This is a genomic window from Paractinoplanes ovalisporus (assembly GCF_016834655.1).
Taxonomy (GTDB): Bacteria; Actinomycetota; Actinomycetes; order Mycobacteriales; family Micromonosporaceae; genus Actinoplanes; species Actinoplanes ovalisporus.
Genome location: NZ_JAENHP010000012.1, coordinates 105,968 through 124,899 on the forward strand (window position 1 = coordinate 105,968; position 18,932 = coordinate 124,899).

18 protein-coding genes are annotated in these 18,932 nt (G+C 68.1%); 9 read left to right on the forward strand and 9 right to left on the reverse strand.

Translation table 11 applies throughout. The annotated features are described in order from the left end of the window. Window positions 1-7: 7 nt before the first annotated feature. Window positions 8-2,674, reverse strand: a complete 2,667-nt coding sequence (locus JIG36_RS30330) for a cellulose binding domain-containing protein (RefSeq protein ID WP_203379805.1) — start codon at window positions 2,672-2,674, stop codon at window positions 8-10. Window positions 2,675-3,110: 436 nt separating this feature from the next. Between JIG36_RS30330 and JIG36_RS30335 the strand changes: the two genes are divergently transcribed. From JIG36_RS30335 to JIG36_RS30355, 5 genes are all read left to right on the forward strand, one after another. Next, window positions 3,111-4,475 (forward strand): UDP-glucose dehydrogenase family protein, encoded by a 1,365-nt coding sequence (locus tag JIG36_RS30335; RefSeq protein WP_203379806.1) that lies wholly within the window; start codon window positions 3,111-3,113, stop codon window positions 4,473-4,475. Between the two features lie 347 nt (window positions 4,476-4,822). Then, window positions 4,823-6,190, forward strand: a complete 1,368-nt coding sequence (locus JIG36_RS30340) for an ABC transporter substrate-binding protein (RefSeq protein WP_203379807.1) — start codon at window positions 4,823-4,825, stop codon at window positions 6,188-6,190. A 128-nt stretch (window positions 6,191-6,318) separates the two neighbouring features. After that, entirely contained in the window at window positions 6,319-7,260 is a 942-nt protein-coding gene (locus tag JIG36_RS30345) for a carbohydrate ABC transporter permease (protein WP_203379983.1), read from the forward strand. Continuing rightward, a complete protein-coding gene (locus tag JIG36_RS30350) occupies window positions 7,257-8,168 on the forward strand; it encodes a carbohydrate ABC transporter permease (RefSeq protein WP_203379808.1) in 912 nt (303 codons plus the stop codon). Before JIG36_RS30345 ends, JIG36_RS30350 begins: the two co-directional genes overlap by 4 nt. Window positions 8,169-8,434: 266 nt before the next feature. Further along, a complete protein-coding gene (locus tag JIG36_RS30355; RefSeq protein ID WP_203379809.1) occupies window positions 8,435-9,262 on the forward strand; it encodes a hypothetical protein in 828 nt (275 codons plus the stop codon). A gap of 255 nt (window positions 9,263-9,517) precedes the next feature. Here the strand turns inward: JIG36_RS30355 and JIG36_RS30360 are convergent, their stop codons facing one another. The 3 genes from JIG36_RS30360 to JIG36_RS30370 all read right to left on the reverse strand — a co-directional run bounded on the left by JIG36_RS30360 (window position 9,518) and on the right by JIG36_RS30370 (window position 11,632). Further along, the gene (locus tag JIG36_RS30360) at window positions 9,518-10,711 is read right to left on the reverse strand and encodes a glycosyltransferase (RefSeq protein WP_203379810.1); all 1,194 of its coding nucleotides are present in this window, start codon (window positions 10,709-10,711) and stop codon (window positions 9,518-9,520) included. 2 nt (window positions 10,712-10,713) lie between these two features. Then, window positions 10,714-11,001 carry a hypothetical protein gene (locus JIG36_RS30365; protein ID WP_203379811.1) on the reverse strand — a complete coding sequence of 96 codons (288 nt, stop codon included), beginning with the start codon at window positions 10,999-11,001 and terminating at the stop codon, window positions 10,714-10,716. A gap of 67 nt (window positions 11,002-11,068) precedes the next feature. Continuing rightward, window positions 11,069-11,632, reverse strand: a complete 564-nt coding sequence (locus JIG36_RS30370) for an NADPH-dependent FMN reductase (RefSeq protein ID WP_203379812.1) — start codon at window positions 11,630-11,632, stop codon at window positions 11,069-11,071. A gap of 41 nt (window positions 11,633-11,673) precedes the next feature. On the opposite strand from JIG36_RS30370, the gene JIG36_RS30375 reads away from it, so the two are divergent. Then, entirely contained in the window at window positions 11,674-12,039 is a 366-nt protein-coding gene (locus tag JIG36_RS30375; RefSeq protein WP_236048485.1) for a MerR family transcriptional regulator, read from the forward strand. A gap of 3 nt (window positions 12,040-12,042) precedes the next feature. Here JIG36_RS30375 and JIG36_RS30380 read toward each other — a convergent pair whose 3' ends face one another. After that, the gene (locus tag JIG36_RS30380; RefSeq protein WP_203379813.1) at window positions 12,043-13,437 is read right to left on the reverse strand and encodes an APC family permease; all 1,395 of its coding nucleotides are present in this window, start codon (window positions 13,435-13,437) and stop codon (window positions 12,043-12,045) included. Window positions 13,438-13,517: 80 nt separating this feature from the next. Between JIG36_RS30380 and JIG36_RS30385 the strand changes: the two genes are divergently transcribed. Then, window positions 13,518-13,937, forward strand: a complete 420-nt coding sequence (locus tag JIG36_RS30385; RefSeq protein ID WP_203379814.1) for a universal stress protein — start codon at window positions 13,518-13,520, stop codon at window positions 13,935-13,937. On the opposite strand, the gene JIG36_RS30390 is transcribed toward JIG36_RS30385, so the two are convergent. Both JIG36_RS30390 and JIG36_RS30395 read right to left on the reverse strand, forming a co-directional pair. Continuing rightward, complete coding sequence (locus JIG36_RS30390; RefSeq protein WP_203379815.1) at window positions 13,934-14,680, reverse strand: pectate lyase; 747 nt, start codon at window positions 14,678-14,680, stop codon at window positions 13,934-13,936. The genes JIG36_RS30385 and JIG36_RS30390 overlap by 4 nt on opposite strands. A gap of 128 nt (window positions 14,681-14,808) precedes the next feature. Then, complete coding sequence (locus JIG36_RS30395; protein ID WP_307872968.1) at window positions 14,809-15,672, reverse strand: aminoglycoside phosphotransferase family protein; 864 nt, start codon at window positions 15,670-15,672, stop codon at window positions 14,809-14,811. 152 nt (window positions 15,673-15,824) lie between these two features. Between JIG36_RS30395 and JIG36_RS30400 the strand changes: the two genes are divergently transcribed. After that, window positions 15,825-16,538 carry a TetR/AcrR family transcriptional regulator gene (locus JIG36_RS30400; protein ID WP_203379816.1) on the forward strand — a complete coding sequence of 238 codons (714 nt, stop codon included), beginning with the start codon at window positions 15,825-15,827 and terminating at the stop codon, window positions 16,536-16,538. Between the two features lie 9 nt (window positions 16,539-16,547). Here the strand turns inward: JIG36_RS30400 and JIG36_RS30405 are convergent, their stop codons facing one another. Then, a complete protein-coding gene (locus JIG36_RS30405) occupies window positions 16,548-17,465 on the reverse strand; it encodes an SDR family NAD(P)-dependent oxidoreductase (protein ID WP_203379817.1) in 918 nt (305 codons plus the stop codon). A gap of 160 nt (window positions 17,466-17,625) precedes the next feature. Between JIG36_RS30405 and JIG36_RS30410 the strand changes: the two genes are divergently transcribed. After that, complete coding sequence (locus tag JIG36_RS30410; RefSeq protein WP_203379818.1) at window positions 17,626-18,297, forward strand: Rossmann-fold NAD(P)-binding domain-containing protein; 672 nt, start codon at window positions 17,626-17,628, stop codon at window positions 18,295-18,297. On the opposite strand, the gene JIG36_RS30415 is transcribed toward JIG36_RS30410, so the two are convergent. Beyond that, complete coding sequence (locus JIG36_RS30415) at window positions 18,298-18,744, reverse strand: MarR family winged helix-turn-helix transcriptional regulator (protein ID WP_203379819.1); 447 nt, start codon at window positions 18,742-18,744, stop codon at window positions 18,298-18,300. Between the last annotated feature and the right edge of the window lie 188 nt (window positions 18,745-18,932).

The window sequence follows — 18,932 nt, forward strand, 5'->3', positions numbered from 1 at the left end:
AGGCGCGCTACGCCGGAGCGCAGGTGACCGGGGAGGGGACGGGGTTGGTGCTGCCGCTGGTGCTTCCGAGGAAGCCGAAGGTGGCGCTCGCGCCCGCGGCCAGGGCGCCGTTCCAGGAGGCGTTGCGCACGCTGACCGCGGTGCCGGTCTGCGTGGGGGCGCCGCCCCACAGCTGGGTGATGGTCTGGCCGGCGGTGAAGGTCCAGCCGACGGTCCAGGCGGTGGTCAGGGTCGTGCCGGTGTTGGTCACCGTCACCTCACCCTGGAAGCCGCCACCCCACGAGCCGGTGACCTTGTACGACGCCGTGCAGCCCCCGGTGGGGTTCGGCGGTGTCGTGGGCGGCGTGGTCGGCGGGGTGGTGGGCGGTGTCGTAGGAGGCGTCGTCGGCGGGGTCGTGGGTGGAGTGGTCGGCGGGGTGGTCGGCGGCGTGGTGGGGGTGCCGCCGGTCCGGTCGGCGTAGAGGATTCCGCGCCCGTTGGTGCCCAGATAGACACGGCCGTAGATGCGGGGATCGCCGGCCAGGGCGTCACCGGCATTGCCGTACTGGTGCTGGTCGTCGTTGATCCGGACCCACGAGCCGCCGGTGTTGTCGGAGCGGAACACCCCGGTGACGCCGTCGACCGTGCCGACCAGGAAGACCGCCGGGTGGGTGGCCCCCGGCGCCGCCTTGCCGAACGCGACGTTGATGCCCGAGGTCACCGACGCCACCTTGGTGAAGGTCGCGCCGGAGTCGGTCGAGCGCAGCAACCCGCTCTCCCCCGCGAACCAGACGTTGCCCGCCGCGCCGGGAACGGCCTTCAGGTGCAGCCGGCCGGTCGTCGGCATGGTGGCCGCCGACGCCGTGAAGGAGGCGCCGCCGTCCTTGCTCGTGTAGAACTTCCCTCCCGCATACGCGTAGAAGGTCCTGGGGTCGACGCGGTCCGACTCGACGACGGCGCCGGCCGGGATGCCGCTCGACGCGGTCCAGGAGCTGCCCCGCGTGGTCGAGTAGTGCACGCCCGCACCGACCGGCGACCAGACCATGGAGCCCGCGTCGGCGCCGACCGCGATCGTGCCGCCGCCGGTCACCCCGCCCGGCTCCTGCCCCTGGTACCAGTTCTTGCCGCCGTCGCTGGAGATGCCGATGTGCGGGGCCGCGTCGGCGTTGCCGACCCGCGCGAAGACGAGCGGGTTGAGCTCGGCGAAGTCCAGCGACGTGTTGCTGCCCAGCGAGGGGGTGTCGTGGAAGTTGGGCTGCACCGCGTCGAGCGAGGCGTGGTGGAAGCCGCCGATGTCACCCAGCGCGCTGACCAGCGGCGCCCCCGAGGGCGGGCTGGCCAGGTCGAGGACGGCCGTCTCCTCCAGGCCCTTGGCCATCGGCCGGATCGTGAACGTGGTGTTGCTGTCCCAGTTGGTCAGCTGGGTGGTGCCGTAGATGGTGGCGCCGGTGCCGTACATCATCCGGGCCGAGTTGAACGGGTCGATCTCGAGCGACTCGTTCATCCAGCCGAGCTTCGGGGTCGACTCGGGCGGCTGCGGGTTGGTGTTGAAGTCGAGCCACGGATTGGCCGAGATGTCCATGGTGTAGCGCTTCGACACCGACGGATAGCTGGTGAAGTCCCAAATACGCGTCCAGGTGGCGCCGTTGTCGGTGCTGCGGAAGAAGATCGCGTCGGGCCACCAGGAGATCTGCGTGGCGACCATCAGCGTGCCGGGTTTCTGCCGGTCGACGGTCAGTCCCGAGTAGCCGTAGTAGGCGTCGGCCGCCGGCGTCGGCGAGATGTTCGTCCACGCCCCGGTCGTCATGTCGAACCGCTGCACCTGGCCGGCCCCGCCGTCGTACGGGCCGCCGGTGTCGCTGGTCGCGATGAACAGATAATTTCCCTGTACGACACCCTTGTGCGCGATGTATCCGGTGGGCTGCCCCGCGATGCGCTCCCAGGTCGCGCCGCCGTCGAGGGACCGGTAGACCGGGTTCTGCTTGTCGGCGACGCCCACGTAGATCTGGTTCGCCGCGCCGAAGGTGACCCAGGTCAGGCCCTGGTTCTGGTTCAGATAGCCGTTGGGGTCGTTCGGGTCCTGCACGTAGTTGCCGGCGTTCGGGAAATTGGTGACCTTGGCCCAGGTCACGCCGTAGTCGGTGCTGCGCCAGAGCCCGTTTCCGCCCTCGGCGGCGAAATAGACGTTCCGGTTGTTGTTCGGGTCGACGGCGAGCCGCTCCCCCATGCCCCGGCCCGGCATGTTGCCGCCGTTCTTGAACGGCAGTTTCGTGACCTGCCAGGTGTCGCCCTTGTCGGTCGACCGCAGAATGGCGCCGTTGTTCGGGTCCCAGCTGTTGGTGTACATGCCGACCGCGGCGTAGACCCGTTTGGTGTCGACCGGGTCGGGCGCGATGCTCAGCACGCCGTTGTAGCCCCAGTTGTCCTGGCCGACCCAGTCGAGCAGCGGGGTCCAGCTCTGGCCGCTCTCGTTCCAGCGGTAGGCGCCGCCGATGTCCGTACGGGCGTAGATGAGGTTCCGCTCGCCCGGGTTGAAGACGATGCCGGGCACGAAGCCGCCGCCGTCGATCCGGACGTTCTTCCAGACGTACGGGTCGGCGGCGGCCGCGGTGGCCACCAGCGGCCTGGCCATGACCATGACGGTTGCGCTGATCAGGGCAGCGGTGACGACCGCGGCGACGGTGGACCTTCGCATCCTCGACCTTCCATTGATGAGCTTCTACATGGGAGCGCTCCCAGAAGGGTCGTGTGCGCGTCACACCGCTGTCAAGCCCTGGAAACCAGGAGTTGACAATCGTGCATATCTTGGGGAATCTGCTGGGCGCGGGCGGGCGCGCGTGATCGCGGTCCGGCCACGGCCCCGCGGCAGCACAGCCGCGTCCCCGGCGACCCCGGAACAGCCCCGCACCACCGGATCGTGGTTAATTTTCACCGGACTGGGAAAACCACGTACGGTATTGAACGATTTAAATTGCGGTAATCGCCGGCGAACAACTCGGCAACTCTAAGGAATGAACCCATAACCGTACGTCAGGGATTTGCACGACGTTTTTCTGCGCTGTGTATCATCTGGCCTGGAATACGGGAGGGGCGCCAGTGACGCCAGGTCGCCCGCGGTGGAGGAGCGTTTGATGAGGGTTTGTGTCGTCGGCACCGGTTACGTCGGGCTGACCACCGGTGTGAGCCTGGCCTTCCTGGGCCACGAGGTCACCTGCATCGACCTCGACCAGGAAAAAGTCGACATGCTGCGCGGGGGCAAGTGCCCCATCTATGAGCCCGGCATGGAGGAGTTGCTGGCCGAGGCCGCGCCCAACCTGACGTTCACCACCAGTTACGCCGAGGGCGTCCCGGGCGCCGACGTGGTCTTCGTGGCGGTGCAGACCCCGTCCGCGGCCGACGGCAGCCCCGACCTGCGCTACCTGCGCTCGGCGGCCGAGAGCGTGGCCCAGAATCTCGACCACGAGTTCACCGTTGTGGTCAACAAGTCGACCGTTCCGATCGGCAGCGGCAACTGGGTCGACGCGATTCTGCGCGATTCGTTCGCGCAGCGCGCCGACCGGCCGGAGAAGTGCGAATTCTCGGTCGCGTCGAATCCGGAGTTCCTGCGTGAGGGCAACGCGATCCACGACACGCTGTTCCCCGACCGCATCGTCATCGGCTCCGACAATCCGCGCGCGCTCGAGGTGCTCAACCACCTCTACCGGCCGCTGATCAACCAGACCTTCACCCCGCCGAGCTTCCAGCCCCGGCCCGACGACACCACGGCCGTCCCGCTGGTCTCGACCGACCTGGCCTCGGCCGAGCTGATCAAATACGCGGCCAACGCGTTCCTGGCCCTGAAGATCAGCTATGTGAACGAGATCGGCCAGCTGGCCGGCAAGGTCGGCGCCGACATCACTGAGGTGGCCCGGGGCATCGGCCTCGACCAGCGCATCGGCTCGCGCTTCCTCGAGCCCGGCGTGGGCTGGGGCGGCTCCTGCTTCGGCAAGGACACCAAGGCGCTGATCGCCACCGCCTCGGAATACAAGTACGAGATGCCGATCGTCCAGGCCGCCCGCGACGTCAACCAGCGTCAGCGCGAGATCGCGGTCGAGCGCCTGCAGAGCGAGCTGCGCATCCTCAAGGGCCGCAAGATCGGCCTCCTCGGTGTCGCGTTCAAGCCCAACACCGACGACCTGCGCGACTCGCCGGCGCTCGACATCGCGGGCCTGCTGCTGGCCCGGGGCGCCCGGGTCAAGCTGCACGACCCGATCGCCGGCGAGCGGTTCCGCCGCGAATACCCCGACATGGCCCCGCACCTGAGCGAGACCCTCGACGGCGTGTTCGACGACTGCGACGCCGTGGTGCTGGTGACCAAGTGGGCGCAATACCTCGAACTCGACTGGGGCAAGTTCGTCGGCCTCATGCGGACCCCGATCGTGCTCGACGGCCGCAACGTGCTCGACCCCGAGAGGATGGCCCGCCTCGGCTTCAAGTACCTCTCGATGGCCGGCTGACCCCCTGGCTCGATGGTGGGCCGGCTTGACGGCCGGCACCCCTACCCGCACCGGCTTCATGGTCGGTATCGACCGAACAGACCACCCCGCCCTCGGATATTCGCCGATATCCCGGGCGGGGTGGTCTGTCTTTGGCTAGGGTCCTTGTGAGGCGCTTTTCGCGGCCTGACCAGGGGCTCTACCTTAACCGGTTAAGGCGTCCGGAGCAGCGACGCCGTATCGTTACCGAGTCGATCAAGCGGAAATCATTGCGCAATGTGCCGGTTACCTCTTGACTGTGATCCAAGTAGCGCTTCGGACGGCGACGTCTCCGGACGTCGGAAGCGCGATTTGACATAGGGAGCGGTATGTTCGGTCAACCTACGAGCCCGCGTTTCCGGGCCGCGCTCGCCGGCACGCTCAGCGCGGGGCTGGTTCTCGGCCTCGCGGCGTGCGGCGGCGACGATTCTGACAGCGGCAGCGGCACCGACGCCTCGGCGGCCGCCATCGACTGTGCGCCATACACCAAGTTCGGCGACATCAAGGGCAAGACGGTCACGATCTACACGGGCATCGTGACCCCGGAGGACACTCCGCACATCGAGTCGTACAAGCCTTTCGAGCAGTGCACCGGCGCCACCATCAAGTACGAGGGTGACAAGTCCTTCGAGACGCAGGTCCTCGTGCGGGCCCGCGCCGGCAACCCGCCGGACCTCGCGATCGTGCCCCAGCCGGGTCTGGTCAAGCAGCTGGTCTCGACCGGCAAGGCCGTGGCCGCCCCGCAGGAGGTCTCGGACAACGTCGACAAGTTCTGGGACAAGGCCTGGAAGGCCTACACCACGATCGACGGCAAGTTCTACGGCGCCCCGCTCGGCGCGAGCGTGAAGTCCCTGGTGTGGTACTCGCCCTCGGAGTTCAAGGACAAGGGCTACACCGTGCCGACGACGCTCGACGAGCTCAAGGCGCTCAGCGACAAGATCGTCGCGGACGGCGGCAAGCCGTGGTGCGCCGGCATCGCCTCCGGTGACGCCACCGGCTGGCCGGTCACCGACTGGGTGGAAGACTTCGTCCTGCGTACGGCCTCGCCCGAGGTCTACGACAAGTGGGTCAACCACGAGATCCCGTTCAACGCGCCCGAGATCCAGGCCGCGTTCGACGCCGTCGGTGGCTACCTGAAGAACGACGCGTACGTCAACGGCGGTCTGGGCGACGTCAAGAGCATCGCGACCACGACGTTCCAGGACGCCGGCCTGAAGATCCTCGAGGGCCAGTGCTCGCTGCACCGCCAGGCCAGCTTCTACGCGGCCAACTTCGAGAAGGGCACCAAGGTGGCCGAGGACGGCGACGTCTTCGCGTTCTACCTGCCCGGCAAGGACGCCAACACCAAGCCGGTCCTCGGCGCCGGTGAGTTCGTGGTCGCCTTCGCCGACCGCCCCGAGGTCAAGGCCTTCCAGACGTACCTCTCCTCGGACGTCTGGGCCAACACCAAGGCCAAGCTCTCGTCGGGCTGGGTCACCGCCAACAAGGGTCTCGACCAGGCCAACCTGACGAACCCGATCGACAAGCTGGCCGGTGGCATCCTGCTCGACCCGAACGCCACGTTCCGCTTCGACGGCTCCGACATGATGCCGGCCGCGGTGGGCTCGGACGCGTTCTGGAAGCAGTCGACCGCGTGGATCACCGGTCAGGACACCAAGACCACGGTGGACAACATCGAAAAGGCATGGCCCAAGTAATCAAATAGCACTTCCCGGGGCCGGTCGGATTTTCCGACCGGCCCCAAACCTCTCTTCACTCCAGCGCACGAGGAGGTCCGGGTCGCGTGTTCAACACCGCCTCCACCACCCCCGAAAAAATCCTGCAGATGCTCGCGGCCCTGCTGTTGTTCGCCGCGGTCATGGGCGTCATTCTTTTCATCGCCGGACGTTTCGGCGGAAAGCGCGGCGACAAGGTCGTCGCGTACCTCTACCTCCTGCCGGCCGTGCTCATGCTCGCGGTCGGTCTCGTCTATCCGGGCCTCCGCACGATCTACCAGTCCTTCTTCGACGCCGCGGGCAACGCCTTCATCGGCTTCGACAACTACCACACGATCTTCACCGACAAGGACCAGCTGACCGTGCTGCGGAACACGGTCTTCTGGGTGGTCGTGACGCCGTTCGTGGCCACCGCGATCGGCCTGGTCTACGCGATCCTGGTCGACAAGTCGCGGTTCGAGTCGTTCGCCAAGGCGCTGATCTTCCTGCCGATGTCGATCTCGTTCGTCGCGGCCGGCGTGATCTGGAAGTTCGTCTACGAGTACCGCCCCGACCAGGGCAACGTGAAGCAGATCGGCCTGGTCAACCAGGTCATCGTGTGGCTCGGCGGCAAACCGATCCAGTTGCTCATCGAGTCGCCGCTCAACTCGTTCCTGCTCATCATCGTGATGATCTGGATCCAGGCCGGCTTCGCGATGACGATCCTGTCCGCGGCCATCAAGGCCATCCCGGACGACATCATCGAGGCCGCCCGGCTCGACGGCGTCAACGCGTGGAGCATGTTCCGCAAGATCACGCTGCCGAGCGTGCAGCCCACCGTCGTGGTCGTGCTGACCACCATCGGCATCGGCACGCTCAAGGTCTTCGACATCGTCCGCACCATGACCGGCGGCAACTTCGACACCAGCGTGGTCGCCAACGAGTTCTACCGGCAGACGTTCAACGCCGACAACCAGGGCCTGGGCGCCGCGCTCGCGGTGCTGCTGTTCGTCCTGGTCATCCCGATCGTCATCTACAACATCCGCTCGCTGCGTCGTTCGGAGGCATCATGAGCACCGCGACTCCGGTAACGACGCCACCCCTCAAGGCCGAGAAGGTCACCGCGGCCGGTGTGGCCAAGAAGCGCCTCAGCTCACCGTGGGCGTCGATCGCGGCCATCGTGATCGCCGTGCTGTGGACACTGCCGACCTTCGGCCTGCTGGTGTCCTCGTTCCGGCCCGAGCGGGCGATCAAGACGACCGGCTGGTGGACGTTCTTCAGCGACCCGACGACCACGTTCGAGAACTACAACAAGGTCTTCGGCGAGGAGGGCGGCGTCAACCTGGCCGCGTTCTTCGTCAACTCGCTGATCATCTGCATCCCCTCGGTGCTGATCCCGATGGCGCTGGCGGCCCTGTCAGCGTACGCGTTCGCCTGGATCAAGTTCCCCGGCCGCAACGTCCTGTTCCTGATGATCTTCGCGCTGCAGATCGTCCCGCTGCAGGTCACGCTGATCCCGCTCCTCAAGATCTTCGTGAGCATCGACATCACCGGCACGTTCTGGACGTTGTGGCTGTCGCACGCGACGTTCGCCCTGCCGCTGGCGATCTACCTGCTGCACAACTTCATGCGCGAGATCCCGGCCGGCCTGATCGAGGCCGCCCGCGTCGACGGCGCGGGCCACGTCTCGATCTTCTTCAAGGTGATGCTGCCGCTGCTGACCCCCGCGTTGGCGGCGTTCGGCATCTTCCAGTTCCTGTGGGTCTGGAACGACCTGCTGGTCGCCCTGGTCTTCGCCGGCGGCGGTGACGAGGTCGCCCCGATCACCCTGCAGCTGGCCAACCTGAGCGGCACCCGGGGCACGGCCTGGCACCTGCTGTCGGCAGGCGCCTTCGTCTCCATCATCGTCCCGGTGACGGTGTTCCTGCTGCTCCAGCGTTACTTCGTACGCGGTCTGCTCGCGGGCAGCGTCAAGGGCTGAGGCCCGCTCTCACCCCTGGGGGCCGCGTCCACGTCCTGGACGCGGCCCCCACCCGTTCCAGCCTCCGCTGAGGCCGTGGCTCATGCTGCTGATCGACCATTCCGGCCCCGGTCGCCGTCGTGCCACGTAGGTGGCGCCTGAATCCGTTCGTGCCATAGAGACACCCGGCAGCGGACGCCGGCTCACCATCGCCCTCCGGTCCGTCGCTTGGCCGGATCGGCGACTATCGAGGGGAATCCGAGTTTCCGGCAACCGGAGAGTGGTGGATGGGTATCAGAGGCAAGCGAGCACGCCCCGACCCTGACAAGCCAGCCGCCCGGGAGCCGCTGGGAGAAGCCAATGGACTGCGGAAGGCCGGCTATCTCGGCATCGGCACCTTCTTCCTGTGCGGCGGCGCCGGCCTCAACGCTACGGACGATCCGGCAATAGAGCGCATCCGGTTCACCTATGTGATCGTGGCCGTGCTGGCCGTCCCCGCGACGATATGGGCCTTCCGCTCGGCGAAGCGAGCTCAGCGGGCGGCCGAGGCGCAGTACGGCGCCCTGTTGCCGCCCGAACGACCCGGTTACCGTGCCACCCGGCATATCGCCGTTGTTATGTGGAACCTGCTCGGTGTCGCCGTGTTGGTGGGCATGCTCACGGCGCAGCCGGATCCCGGCGCTGAAACCCGGTCGATCGACCTTCCGCCGTTGGCCCGCGCGCTGATCTCCATTTTCCTCGTGGCCACTCTGGTGGTCAGCTTTGCTGCTGCCATGATGGCCCCCGGGACTCGTTCGGCCGCCCATCGCGCCGAACAACTCGCCAAGTGGCGACGACAGGTCGAGCCGTTGAGCACCCGCCTGGCCGCGGACATCAACGCCCAGCTCGAGCGGCTGGAGAACATCCGTGATGTCGCGGCCCGGGAGGACGAGCTGAGAAGACTGATCGAACATCAGACCGATCCGGCAATCGACCTGCTGATCGAACGCGTCAATGACAAGCAAGCCGGACGCCAGGTGCACGCCAACCGGATTCAGGTGGTCGTGGCCGCGGGAATCGGCATCGTCACCGGCATTTTCGTCAATTGGATCACCGGCCCGCTGCTGCACTGGTGATCGCCCGCCGGAGCATCTGGGTTGTCCACAGTGGCGGCCTTGTCCACAGGTCGGCCGTTCGCCGCCCATGAAGATCTGCCCCGACCGGTAAAATCGGCAGTGGCGGTGGACCCCCGTGGAGGGTGGGCCCATTAGCGGGGTTGATCTTGAAGCTGCATCTCGGGTGTACGGAACTTGTGCCCGGTGGCGCGGCCCCAGCACCAGCCGCCCGGTGCTCTACCGCCGCTGGCCCCGGGGCCCTGATGTCAGCAGTGCCTACAGCCTGTTCAGCGCCCTCAGGACACCGGCCGCACCGTCCTCCTCGGCCAGCGCCGCGGCAACGCCGACCGCCCGCTGACGATAGGCCGGCTCTCCCACGGCTGACCGGATCGCTGCCGCCAACCGGGGCGCGGTCAAGCGCCGGAACGGCACGACGGCCGGCGCCACGCCCAGACCGACCAGGCGCTGCGCCCAGAACGGCTGGTCGACCATCAGCGGCACCGGCACGGCGGGAACGCCCGCGCGCAGGCCTGCCGCGGTCGTGCCGGCTCCGGCGTGGTGCACGACGGCGGCCATGCGGGGGAACAGCCATTCGTGCGGCACCTCGTCCACGGTGAGCACGTCGTCGCTGGTGGCGGTCAGGCCGGCCCAGCCTCGGCCGACGACCGCGCGCACGCCGGCCGCCCGCACGGCCTCCACGATCAGCGCGGACAGGGTCGAAGGGTCACCGGGCATGCTGCCGAAACCGATGTAGACCGGCGGCGGCCCGGCCGACAGGAAAGCCGCCAGAGATGGGGGCGGCGTATAGGACGGCTCGGGTGCGGGCCACCAGTAGCCGACCGTCGAGCAGGACGACGGCCAGTCCGCAGGTTGCGGCACCACCGACGGGCTGTAGCCGTAGCAGATCGGCCAGTCGGCCAGGTGACGCAACCACTTGTGGTGGCCGATCGGCGGCAGTCCCAGCTCGGCGCGCAGTGCTCGGACGGCGCCGCGATAGGGCAGCTGGCCCAGCTCCAGCACCGCGTTCGCGGCCGCCCGGTTGCCCCACGGACCGAGCGGGCGGGTGGTGACCGTGGACGGCGGGAACTCGCGGGTGGGCGTCATGGGCTGCAGGTAGACGCCGATGCTGGGCCGCCCCAACCCTTCGGCCACGTGACCGCCGATCCAGCCGGCGGGGGTCAGCAGCAGCACGTCGGCCGAGCGGGCGGCGTCGGCCATGGCCCGGCCCAGCGGCAGCGCCTGCGCGGCCACCGAACGGTTGACCGCCACGATCCCACCCGACCGGCTCAGTTCCTCGTGGGTGTCGATCGGCAGGGTTGCGTACCGGAGGCCGTGGCCCGTCACCATCTTCTCGAACCGCGTGTGCGTGGCGACGGTGACCTCATGACCGGCCTGTTCGAGCCGGACGCCCAGACCCACGTACGGAACCACGTCGCCCCGGCTGCCCACCGCGAGAACCGTGATCCGCATCGTCAGGCCGCCCGCATCATCTGCCGGGCGCCGATCAGCAGCATGATCAGGGCGGGCACGTAGAACAGGCCGACCGACGCCGCGCCGATCAGCACAAAGCCGGCGAGCAGACCGATGCATCCCCACGCCACGATCCGCTGGGCGCCGAGCAGCGCCGGCAGCCCGCTCACCACGGCGGGAACGGCCAGCACGAGCGCGACACCCCCACCCTCGGTCGAGAACAGGCTGATCACCAAGACGACGCTCACGGCCAGCGAGTAGATCGCCGCCCCGCCGAACCAGAAACGCATACGGTCATTGACGCACACGCTCCCTGTCAGCGCGCTGTGGCAGCCGCACCGCCGGCAATACCACGGATCATTGCCCGTACGGGCGGTCGCGCCGGGCCACGCGCAGGGTCTCGGCCCACCAGTCGAGCTCGCCCAGTGCCATGTCGAAGGCCTTGGTGACCGGTTCGGGGGCGGTGTAACCGGTCGGGCCGAGCTCGTACCAGGGTGCGTGCAGCCCGACCACCCGGCGTGTGGTGACCATGTGGAGTTCGGCGAAGACCCCGCGCAGGTGTTCCGTGGCGAGCAGGCCGCCCTGGACCCCGTACGAGAGGACGGTGGCCGGCTTGAACATCCACTCGCGGTAGTGCCAGTCGATCGCCCGCTTGAGGCTGCCGGGGTAGGAATGGTTGTACTCGGGCGTGACGAACACGTATCCGTCGGCGGTGTCGAGGCGGTCGGCGATCGCGGTCTTCGTGCCGCCGCCGGGCTGCAGGAGCTGGTCGTCGGGCAGTTCGCACTCGGCCAGGTCGATCAGGTCGTGCGTCGCGAACCGGTCCGCGACCCGGGTGCCGGCCCAGTCGGCGAGGACCCGGCCCATCCGCTCCCCGCGGACGCTGGCGGCCAGGACGACGATGTGCGCTGTCGAAGTCATGTGCCTTACGGTGAGCCTTCAACATATGTTTAAGTCAAGCCATGACCACGACCATGTTCACCCGCTCGGTCAGTGACGTGGCGGCCGAGAGCGGCGTCGCCCCGTCCGCGGTCCGCTTCTATGAGCAACACGGCGTCATCACGGCCATCCGTACGGCGGGTGACCAGCGCCGCTTCGACGAGAGCGCGGCCTGCCGGATCCGTGTGGCCAAGGTCGCCCAGCGGGTCGGCCTGACGGTCCGCGAGATCGCCGACATCTTCGCCGCCCTGCCCGCCGACCCGCAGCCCGCCGACTGGGGCCGGGTCGCCACCACGTTGATCGCCGAGGCCGAATCCCGTACGGCGGCTCTGAAGTCCTACCTGAACGACATGCGCGGCAGTGGCCGTCTGTGCGAGATCGACGTCTGATTCTCAGTCGCGCAGGTTGGTCGGGTCGAGTGTGGTCTCCTCGTGGCGCACGTTGCGGTTGTAGAAGTACGTGGCCACCCACAGGACGATGCCGATGACGATCAGGATGCCGGCGATGCGGTAGTCGGCGGCCGCCCGGCCCGAGAGCGGGCTCGCGAGGTAGGCGCACGCGACGGCTCCGATGACGGGGATCGCCGTCGGCGCCTTGAAATGCTTGTGCTCGACCCGGTCGCGGCGCAGCACCAGGACGGCGATGTTGACCACTGTGAAGACGCACAGCAACAGCAGGGACGTCGTGCCGCCGAGGGCGGTCAGGTCGGCGAACCAGATCAGGCCGAAGGCGATCACCGTGGTGAAGACGATGCCGACCCACGGCGTACGGCGGGAGGGGTGGACCTTTCCGAGGACCCGCGGAAGCACGCGCTCGTTGGCCATGCCGTAGAGCAGCCGGCTGGCCATCAGCATGTTGATCAGGGCCGAGTTGGCCACGGCGAACATCGTGATGAACGCGAAGATCCACAGCGGGAAGGCGGACGCGCCGGCCTCGACGACCTTCAGCAGGGGCGCGTCGCCCTCGCCCAGTTCGGCCGGCGGCACCAGCGCGACCGACGAGATCGAGACCAGCACGTAGATGGCACCGGTGATGCACAGCCCGGTCAGCATCACCTTGGGGAAGATCCGTACGGGATCCTTGGTCTCCTCGGCCATGTTGACCGAGTCCTCGAAGCCGACCATGGCGAAGAACGCCAGCGCCGTCGCCGCGGTGACCGAGAAGAACGCGGACTCGCCCTCGGCCGCCTGGAAGTCGGTGAGCCGGGACAGGTCGCCGTTGCCGCCGCCCAGCGCCCACGCGCCGATGCAGATGACGATCAGCAGACCGGTCAGCTCGACGCAGGTGAGCAGCACGTTGAGCTTCACGCTCTCGCCCACCCCGCGGAAATTGATCAGCCCGACCAGCAGCATGAAGCCGAGCGCGATGGCGGTGAGCGCGAACCCGTCGCCGATCGACAGGTCGAACGCCTCGGCGAAGTTCGACGCGAACGCCTTCGACGCGCTGGACGCCGACGTCAGGCCGGAACACATGACGGCGAACGCGACGATGAACGTCAGGAAGTGGATGCCGAACGCCTTGTGCGTGTAGAGCGCGGCGCCGGCCGCCCGCGGATATTTGGTGACCAGTTCGAGGTAGCTGAACGCGGTCAGCAACGCCACCAGGAAAGCGATGAGGAACGGCAGCCACACGGCGCCGCCCACCTCGTTCGCCACGCGACCGGTGAGCGCGTAGACACCGGTGCCGAGGATGTCGCCCACCACGAACAGCAGGAGCAGGCCGGGGCCCATGACCCGCTTCAGTTCGGGTTGGCGTTGTGCCTGATTCACCGCCGCGTCGTCCGCCATAACCATGAGGCTGGTACAGATCACGGCTTCTGTCGAGCCAGAACTATCGACGGGTCGCGATCAACCGCTAACGTCTAGTGATGCGCATCGTCGTCGCCGCCAAGCCCGAAGCCGATCAGCCCTGGCTCGCCGACGCGGTGATCGGCCTGGCCAGACAGACCGGCGCGGTCGTCTCGGTGGTCGCCGCCGACGGTGTCGAACTCGAACGGCTGGCGTCCGTGCCCCGCACGGTCTTCTCCGATTCCGCCCACGCGGCCGCGGCGTCCATAGCGCGGCGGCTGGCCGAGGCCGGGGTCGAGGCGACGGTCTCGGTGCTGCCGGGCCGTCCCGTGCCGGCCATCCTCGACTTCGCCAGACAGAACAAGGCCGACCTCATCGTGGCCGGCTCCAGCACCCGGCCGAAGGTGGCCGAGCGGCTGCTCGGAAGCGTGCCGCTCGACCTGATCAAACAGTCCGCGAAACCGGTCCTGGTGATCACCCATCCGGGGCATCCGGCCTAAGAGACCACGCAGCTCACCCCGTCCGGCCCGTCGCCGACCTTCGTGGGCTCGTCGCCGGTGTCGTTGCCCTCGAAGAGGTCACACAGCGAGATGCCGTCGCCGACCAGCGTGACCCCGTCGATGGTGAGCCGGTCGCCGAGGTTGACGTTGATGCCGGCCAGGGTGTCCCCCGGTGCGGTGGCGGTGATGTTCTCCATCCGTACGGTCCGGGCCGCCTGCGTCGAACAGTTGCCGCACGACCGGTAGAGCTTGCCGAAGTCCGACACCTCGAAGTCCCGGATCGTCACCGACCCGCCGGCCCCCCGGTTGTCCTGGAACACCTTGTCGTCGGCGGCGGTGGCGCTGCCCCCTTCGATCACCACGGTCGCGTTGGCGCCCCGGAAGGTCGCCGCATCCTCCCCGACGTCTTCCCAGTGCACGTTGGTGAGCGTGCAGCTGCCCGCACAGTGCACGCCGTCCGCGGCCGGGCTGCCCAGAATCACGTTCTGCAGGGTGGCCCCCGGAGCCAGGTCGAACAGCGGGTCCTGTCCCTCGTCCTGGCCGCCGTCGCCGAGGTCGCCCCCGCCGATGAACCGCTGGTTCTCCCCGTCGAACACGCCGCTGACCGCGATCGTCTCGGTCACGACCTGTTCCCCGGCGGCCGGCGGAACCGCGGCGTCCGCGAAGTTCGCGAACACCACCGCCGCGCCGACCCCTGCAACCGCCACCGTCGCAGCGATCAGGCGGTTTCTCAGTCCAGTCATAGCTGGCCTTCCACTATCAAGCCCCCACAGCCGACAGTTGTCCCCCAGAGGTACGGCGGAGCGGGGTAAGCGGTTTCCTCAGCCGCGAGACTTAAGACTCCACACAGGTTCGGTGGTCCATCGACCGATCACCCGGCGATCGCCTCGCAGATCTGCCGGGTCGTCGCCGCCGCCACTCGGGGATTCGTAGCCGCGTACGAGCAATAGGCGTTCAACCCCGTGGCCAACGCCCACCCTCGCCCGCGCGTCCACGTGGCGTCGTCCACCCCGAGCCGGCGCCGGAAGACCTCACGGGTGGACGCCGACATCAGCGTGAACGGCATCATCATGTCCCGCGCCGGATCTCCCACGCCCAGGCCGCCGAAGTCGATGACCGCGCTGATCCGTCCGTTCCGCGTCAGCAGATTCCCGACGTGGAAGTCGCCGTGATACCAGACCGGCTCGCCTCCCCATGCGGGCGCGGCCAGCGCCGCCTCCCACACCGCGGTCATCGCCGGAGCGTCGAACACCCCCGCCACCTGAGCGATGGCCGCCCGCGTCTCCGCATCACGCAACGCCAGCGGCCGATCCTCGCGGGCCGGAAACTCGCCCGGCAGTCCCTGCAGGGCGTGGAGGAAGTCGGCCAGCGCCACCGCCGCCTCGACCGACTCGCCGAACTCGGCGACCGTCGCCACCTCACCGTCGAGCCACCGCGAGACCGACCAGTGCCACGGATAGTCGGCCGCGGGCCGCCCCACCGCCACCGGCACCGGGATCGGCAACGGCAGGTGCGGAGCGAGCCGGGGCAGCCAGTCGAACTCCAGCTGCGCCTGGTGGATGGCCCCGGAGTGGCGCGGCAGCCGTACCGCCAGGTCGTCGCCGAGACGGTGGATCACATGATCGGACCCGGCCGGTTCCACGGGTTTGAGCGCGCGCCCGGCCCACTGCGGGAATTGCGCGTCGACCAGCCGCCGGACCAGACCGGTGTCGATGGGAGGTCTTTCGATCACCACCGGCCCATCAGAACGCACCCGGTCCCGGCTGTCCAACCGTGCGGGTCGCGGCTCAGGCGTTGGTAGCTCGTGACCACTCCCGAACGACCGCTGTTCACGCTAAGGCACCGTCGGTCTTTTAGCAACAGACCTGAGGTCGCTAAGATGACCGGGTGGACTTCAAGCGTGCGCACTCCGAGGAACAGCGAGCTCAGCGGCGTCGGCAGATCCTCGACGTCGGGGCCGCGATGCTCACGGAGATGCCGGTCGCCAAGGTGACGCTGAACGAACTGAGCCGTCGCGTCGGTCTGGCCAAGTCCAACGTGTTGCGCTATTTCGAGTCGCGCGAGGCCGTGCTGCTCGACCTGCTTGACGCCGAGACGCGGCAGTGGCTGGCCGAGCTCGAACAGCTGCTCCAACCGGCGGAGGGGACGGCTCGCGAACGCGGTGACCAGCTCGCCGCCGTCGTGGCCGGGTCGCTGGCCCGCCGCCCGGTGTGGTGCGACCTCAACAGCGCGCAGGCCTCGGTGCTCGACCACAACGTCACCGTCGAGGTCGCGATCAAGTACAAGCGGGCGTCCCGCGAGACGATCGAGTCGATGGCCGCCCTGTTCCTGCGCTATCTGCCCGAGCTGGGCACGCAGGACGCCTTCCGGCTCGTGGCGACCACGCTGCTGCTGGCCAGCGCCGCCTGGCCGTACAGCAATCCGCCGCAGGCCATGCTCGACGCGTACGCCGCCGACCCTTCCGTGGCGGCCATGCGGACCGACTTCACCGACCTGCTGACGCGCAGCCTCGCGGTGACCATCACCGGGCTTCTCGTACGCCACGACGACGCGCCAGTGGGAGCCGTCGCGCTCTCGCCCGCTCACCCGTCCGTTTCGTAGCGACCGGTATCAGCCGCGCAGCCACCTGGTCGAGACGTCCCACAGGCGGCGGGCGGCGACCTCGTCGAGGGCGTGGGCCGAGACGCCGCGGCCGAACTCCTCCGACCGTACGGCCTCGTTGGAGTCCTCGAAGTAGCAGCCGGAGACACCCTCCAGCAGCGGTGAGGTGGCCGCGAACACGGTGGTGGCCGCGCCCTGCGGGACGGTCTTCCATGGGGTCGCGTCGACGATCTTCTGGAACTCCGGGGTCACCTCGACGTGGCGCAGCAAGCCGGTCTCGTAGATCGCGCCGGGCTCGACCGCGTTGACGGTGATGTTGTCGCCGGCCCATCGCTTGGCGGCCTCGACGGCCATGAGGATATTGGCGGTCTTCGACTGCGCGTAGGCCGACCATGGGTCGTACGGACGGTTCTCGAAGTTGATGTCGTCGAAGACCACCGGGGACACGTGGTTGGCCGAACTGACGTTGACGACCCGGGCACCGTGCGCGGCGGCCAGGGCGTCGTGCAGGCCGACGGTCAGCGCGAAGTGGCCCAGGTGGTTGGTGGCGAACTGCTGCTCCCACCCGTCGGCGGTGCGCCGGAGCTCGGGCAGGGCCATGATTCCGGCGTTGTTGATCAGTATGTGCAGCGGCCCCTGCCAGGTGCGGACGAAGGCGTCGATCGACGCGCGGTCGTCCAGGTCGAGGGCCGCGACGCGCGCGGCGGAACCGATCGCGTCGGCCACCTTGCGTCCGGTGTCGACGTTGCGTACGGCCAGGGTGACCTCGGCGCCGGCGCCGGCCAGCACCCGGGCGGTCTCGGCACCCAGGCCGGAAGAGGCACCCGTGACGACAACGCGCTTGCCGGTGAGGTCGATCCCGGCGATGACGTCGTCGGCGGTGCTGTTCTGGTCGAACGACGTGGTGATGCGGGCTTGCTCGGACATCGGTGGCCAATCTAAGAGACGGATGGTCTGTTACGCTCGAAACCTAACAGACCATCGGTCCTCAAGCAATGCACCGTCGGTCTCTTGCTAACAGCCTGCCGGTCTTTCACCGTGGATTCGGCAAATCGAGGCATGCGACAAACGCAAGGAGCCGAGCACCATGAAAATCGTCATCTTCGGCGCAAGCGGGGTCATCGGTGACGGCTTTCTCCGAGAGAGCCTGCACGCCGCCGACGTCACGGAGGTCGTCGCGGTGGGCCGGTCACCGCTGGACGTGACCGACCCGAAGCTGCGGCAGGTAGTGCATGACGACTTCACCCCGATCGCCGGGGAGCTGGCCGGAGCGGACGCCTGCTTCTGGGGCCTGGGAGTCTCGGCCGTGGGCATGAGCCCCGAGGACTACGAACGCATCACCTTCGACTACACGATGGCCGCCGCCCGCACCCTGGCCTCGATCAACCCGGACCTGACCTTCGTCTACGTCTCCGGCGGCGGCACCAACCCGGACGGGCGCGCCCGCTGGGCCCGGGTCAAGGGCCGCATCGAGAACGAGATCATCGCGATGTTCCCGAACGGCTACGCGCTACGCCCCGGCTTCGTGCGCCCGATGCACGGACGCGACTCCAAAACTCGGATGTACCGGCTGGCGACCCCGCTGTTCCCCGCCATCGCCTTCCTGGTCGGCCTCCTGCGGCTCACCCCGGTTCTGATGACCAGCACCACGCAGATGGGCCAGGTCGCCCTGCAGCTCGCCCGCCACGGATATCCCCGCCACGTCCTGGAGAACCGCGACATCGTGGCCGCCGACCAGGCCGGCCGCCGGGGTCGCTGATCACCGGCCGCCCACGTTGTGGATCATTTGCTGCAACACCCGCACGGTGGTCGCGTAGTCGGCGTCGTCGATGCCCTCGTGGATCTGGGCGCGGATCGCCGGGGTGTGGGTCTTGAGCTCGGCCAACGCAGCCTCCCCCGCGTCGGTGATCCACAGTCGGTTCCCGTCATCGCGGCGTAGCCAGCCCCGTTCGATCAGGGGCTGCGCCTCCTCGGTGAGGTTGTCCTCGCGGCGCAGGTAGGTGGCCATTGCCTGCTCCAGTTCGGCCACGGTCATGCCCCGGCCGTCGGGCGAGATGTCGTGAGGGGACAGATTGCGCAGCAGCCAGAACTGGGGCTGCGTATAGCCGAGGGCGGCCTGCCGTTCGCGGATGAAGGCGACGATGGCTTCGTAGGCGACGCCGGTCCAGTAGGCGACGGGCTGGGCGGCGAGTTCGGTTGTCGTCATCGCGACACCGTAGAAAGTGAACCCGACTCGAGGTCAAGACACTCTCGTCCCGGGGAGGTGCAGTCTTCTCCTTTGGATGGTTGAAAGCAACGCCAAATCCGGAAATCAACCAATCGGACGGTACGGATCGGACCGATCGCGGTCGATGCGGGTGGATCAGACGGTCACTTATCCATAACAGCGGATAT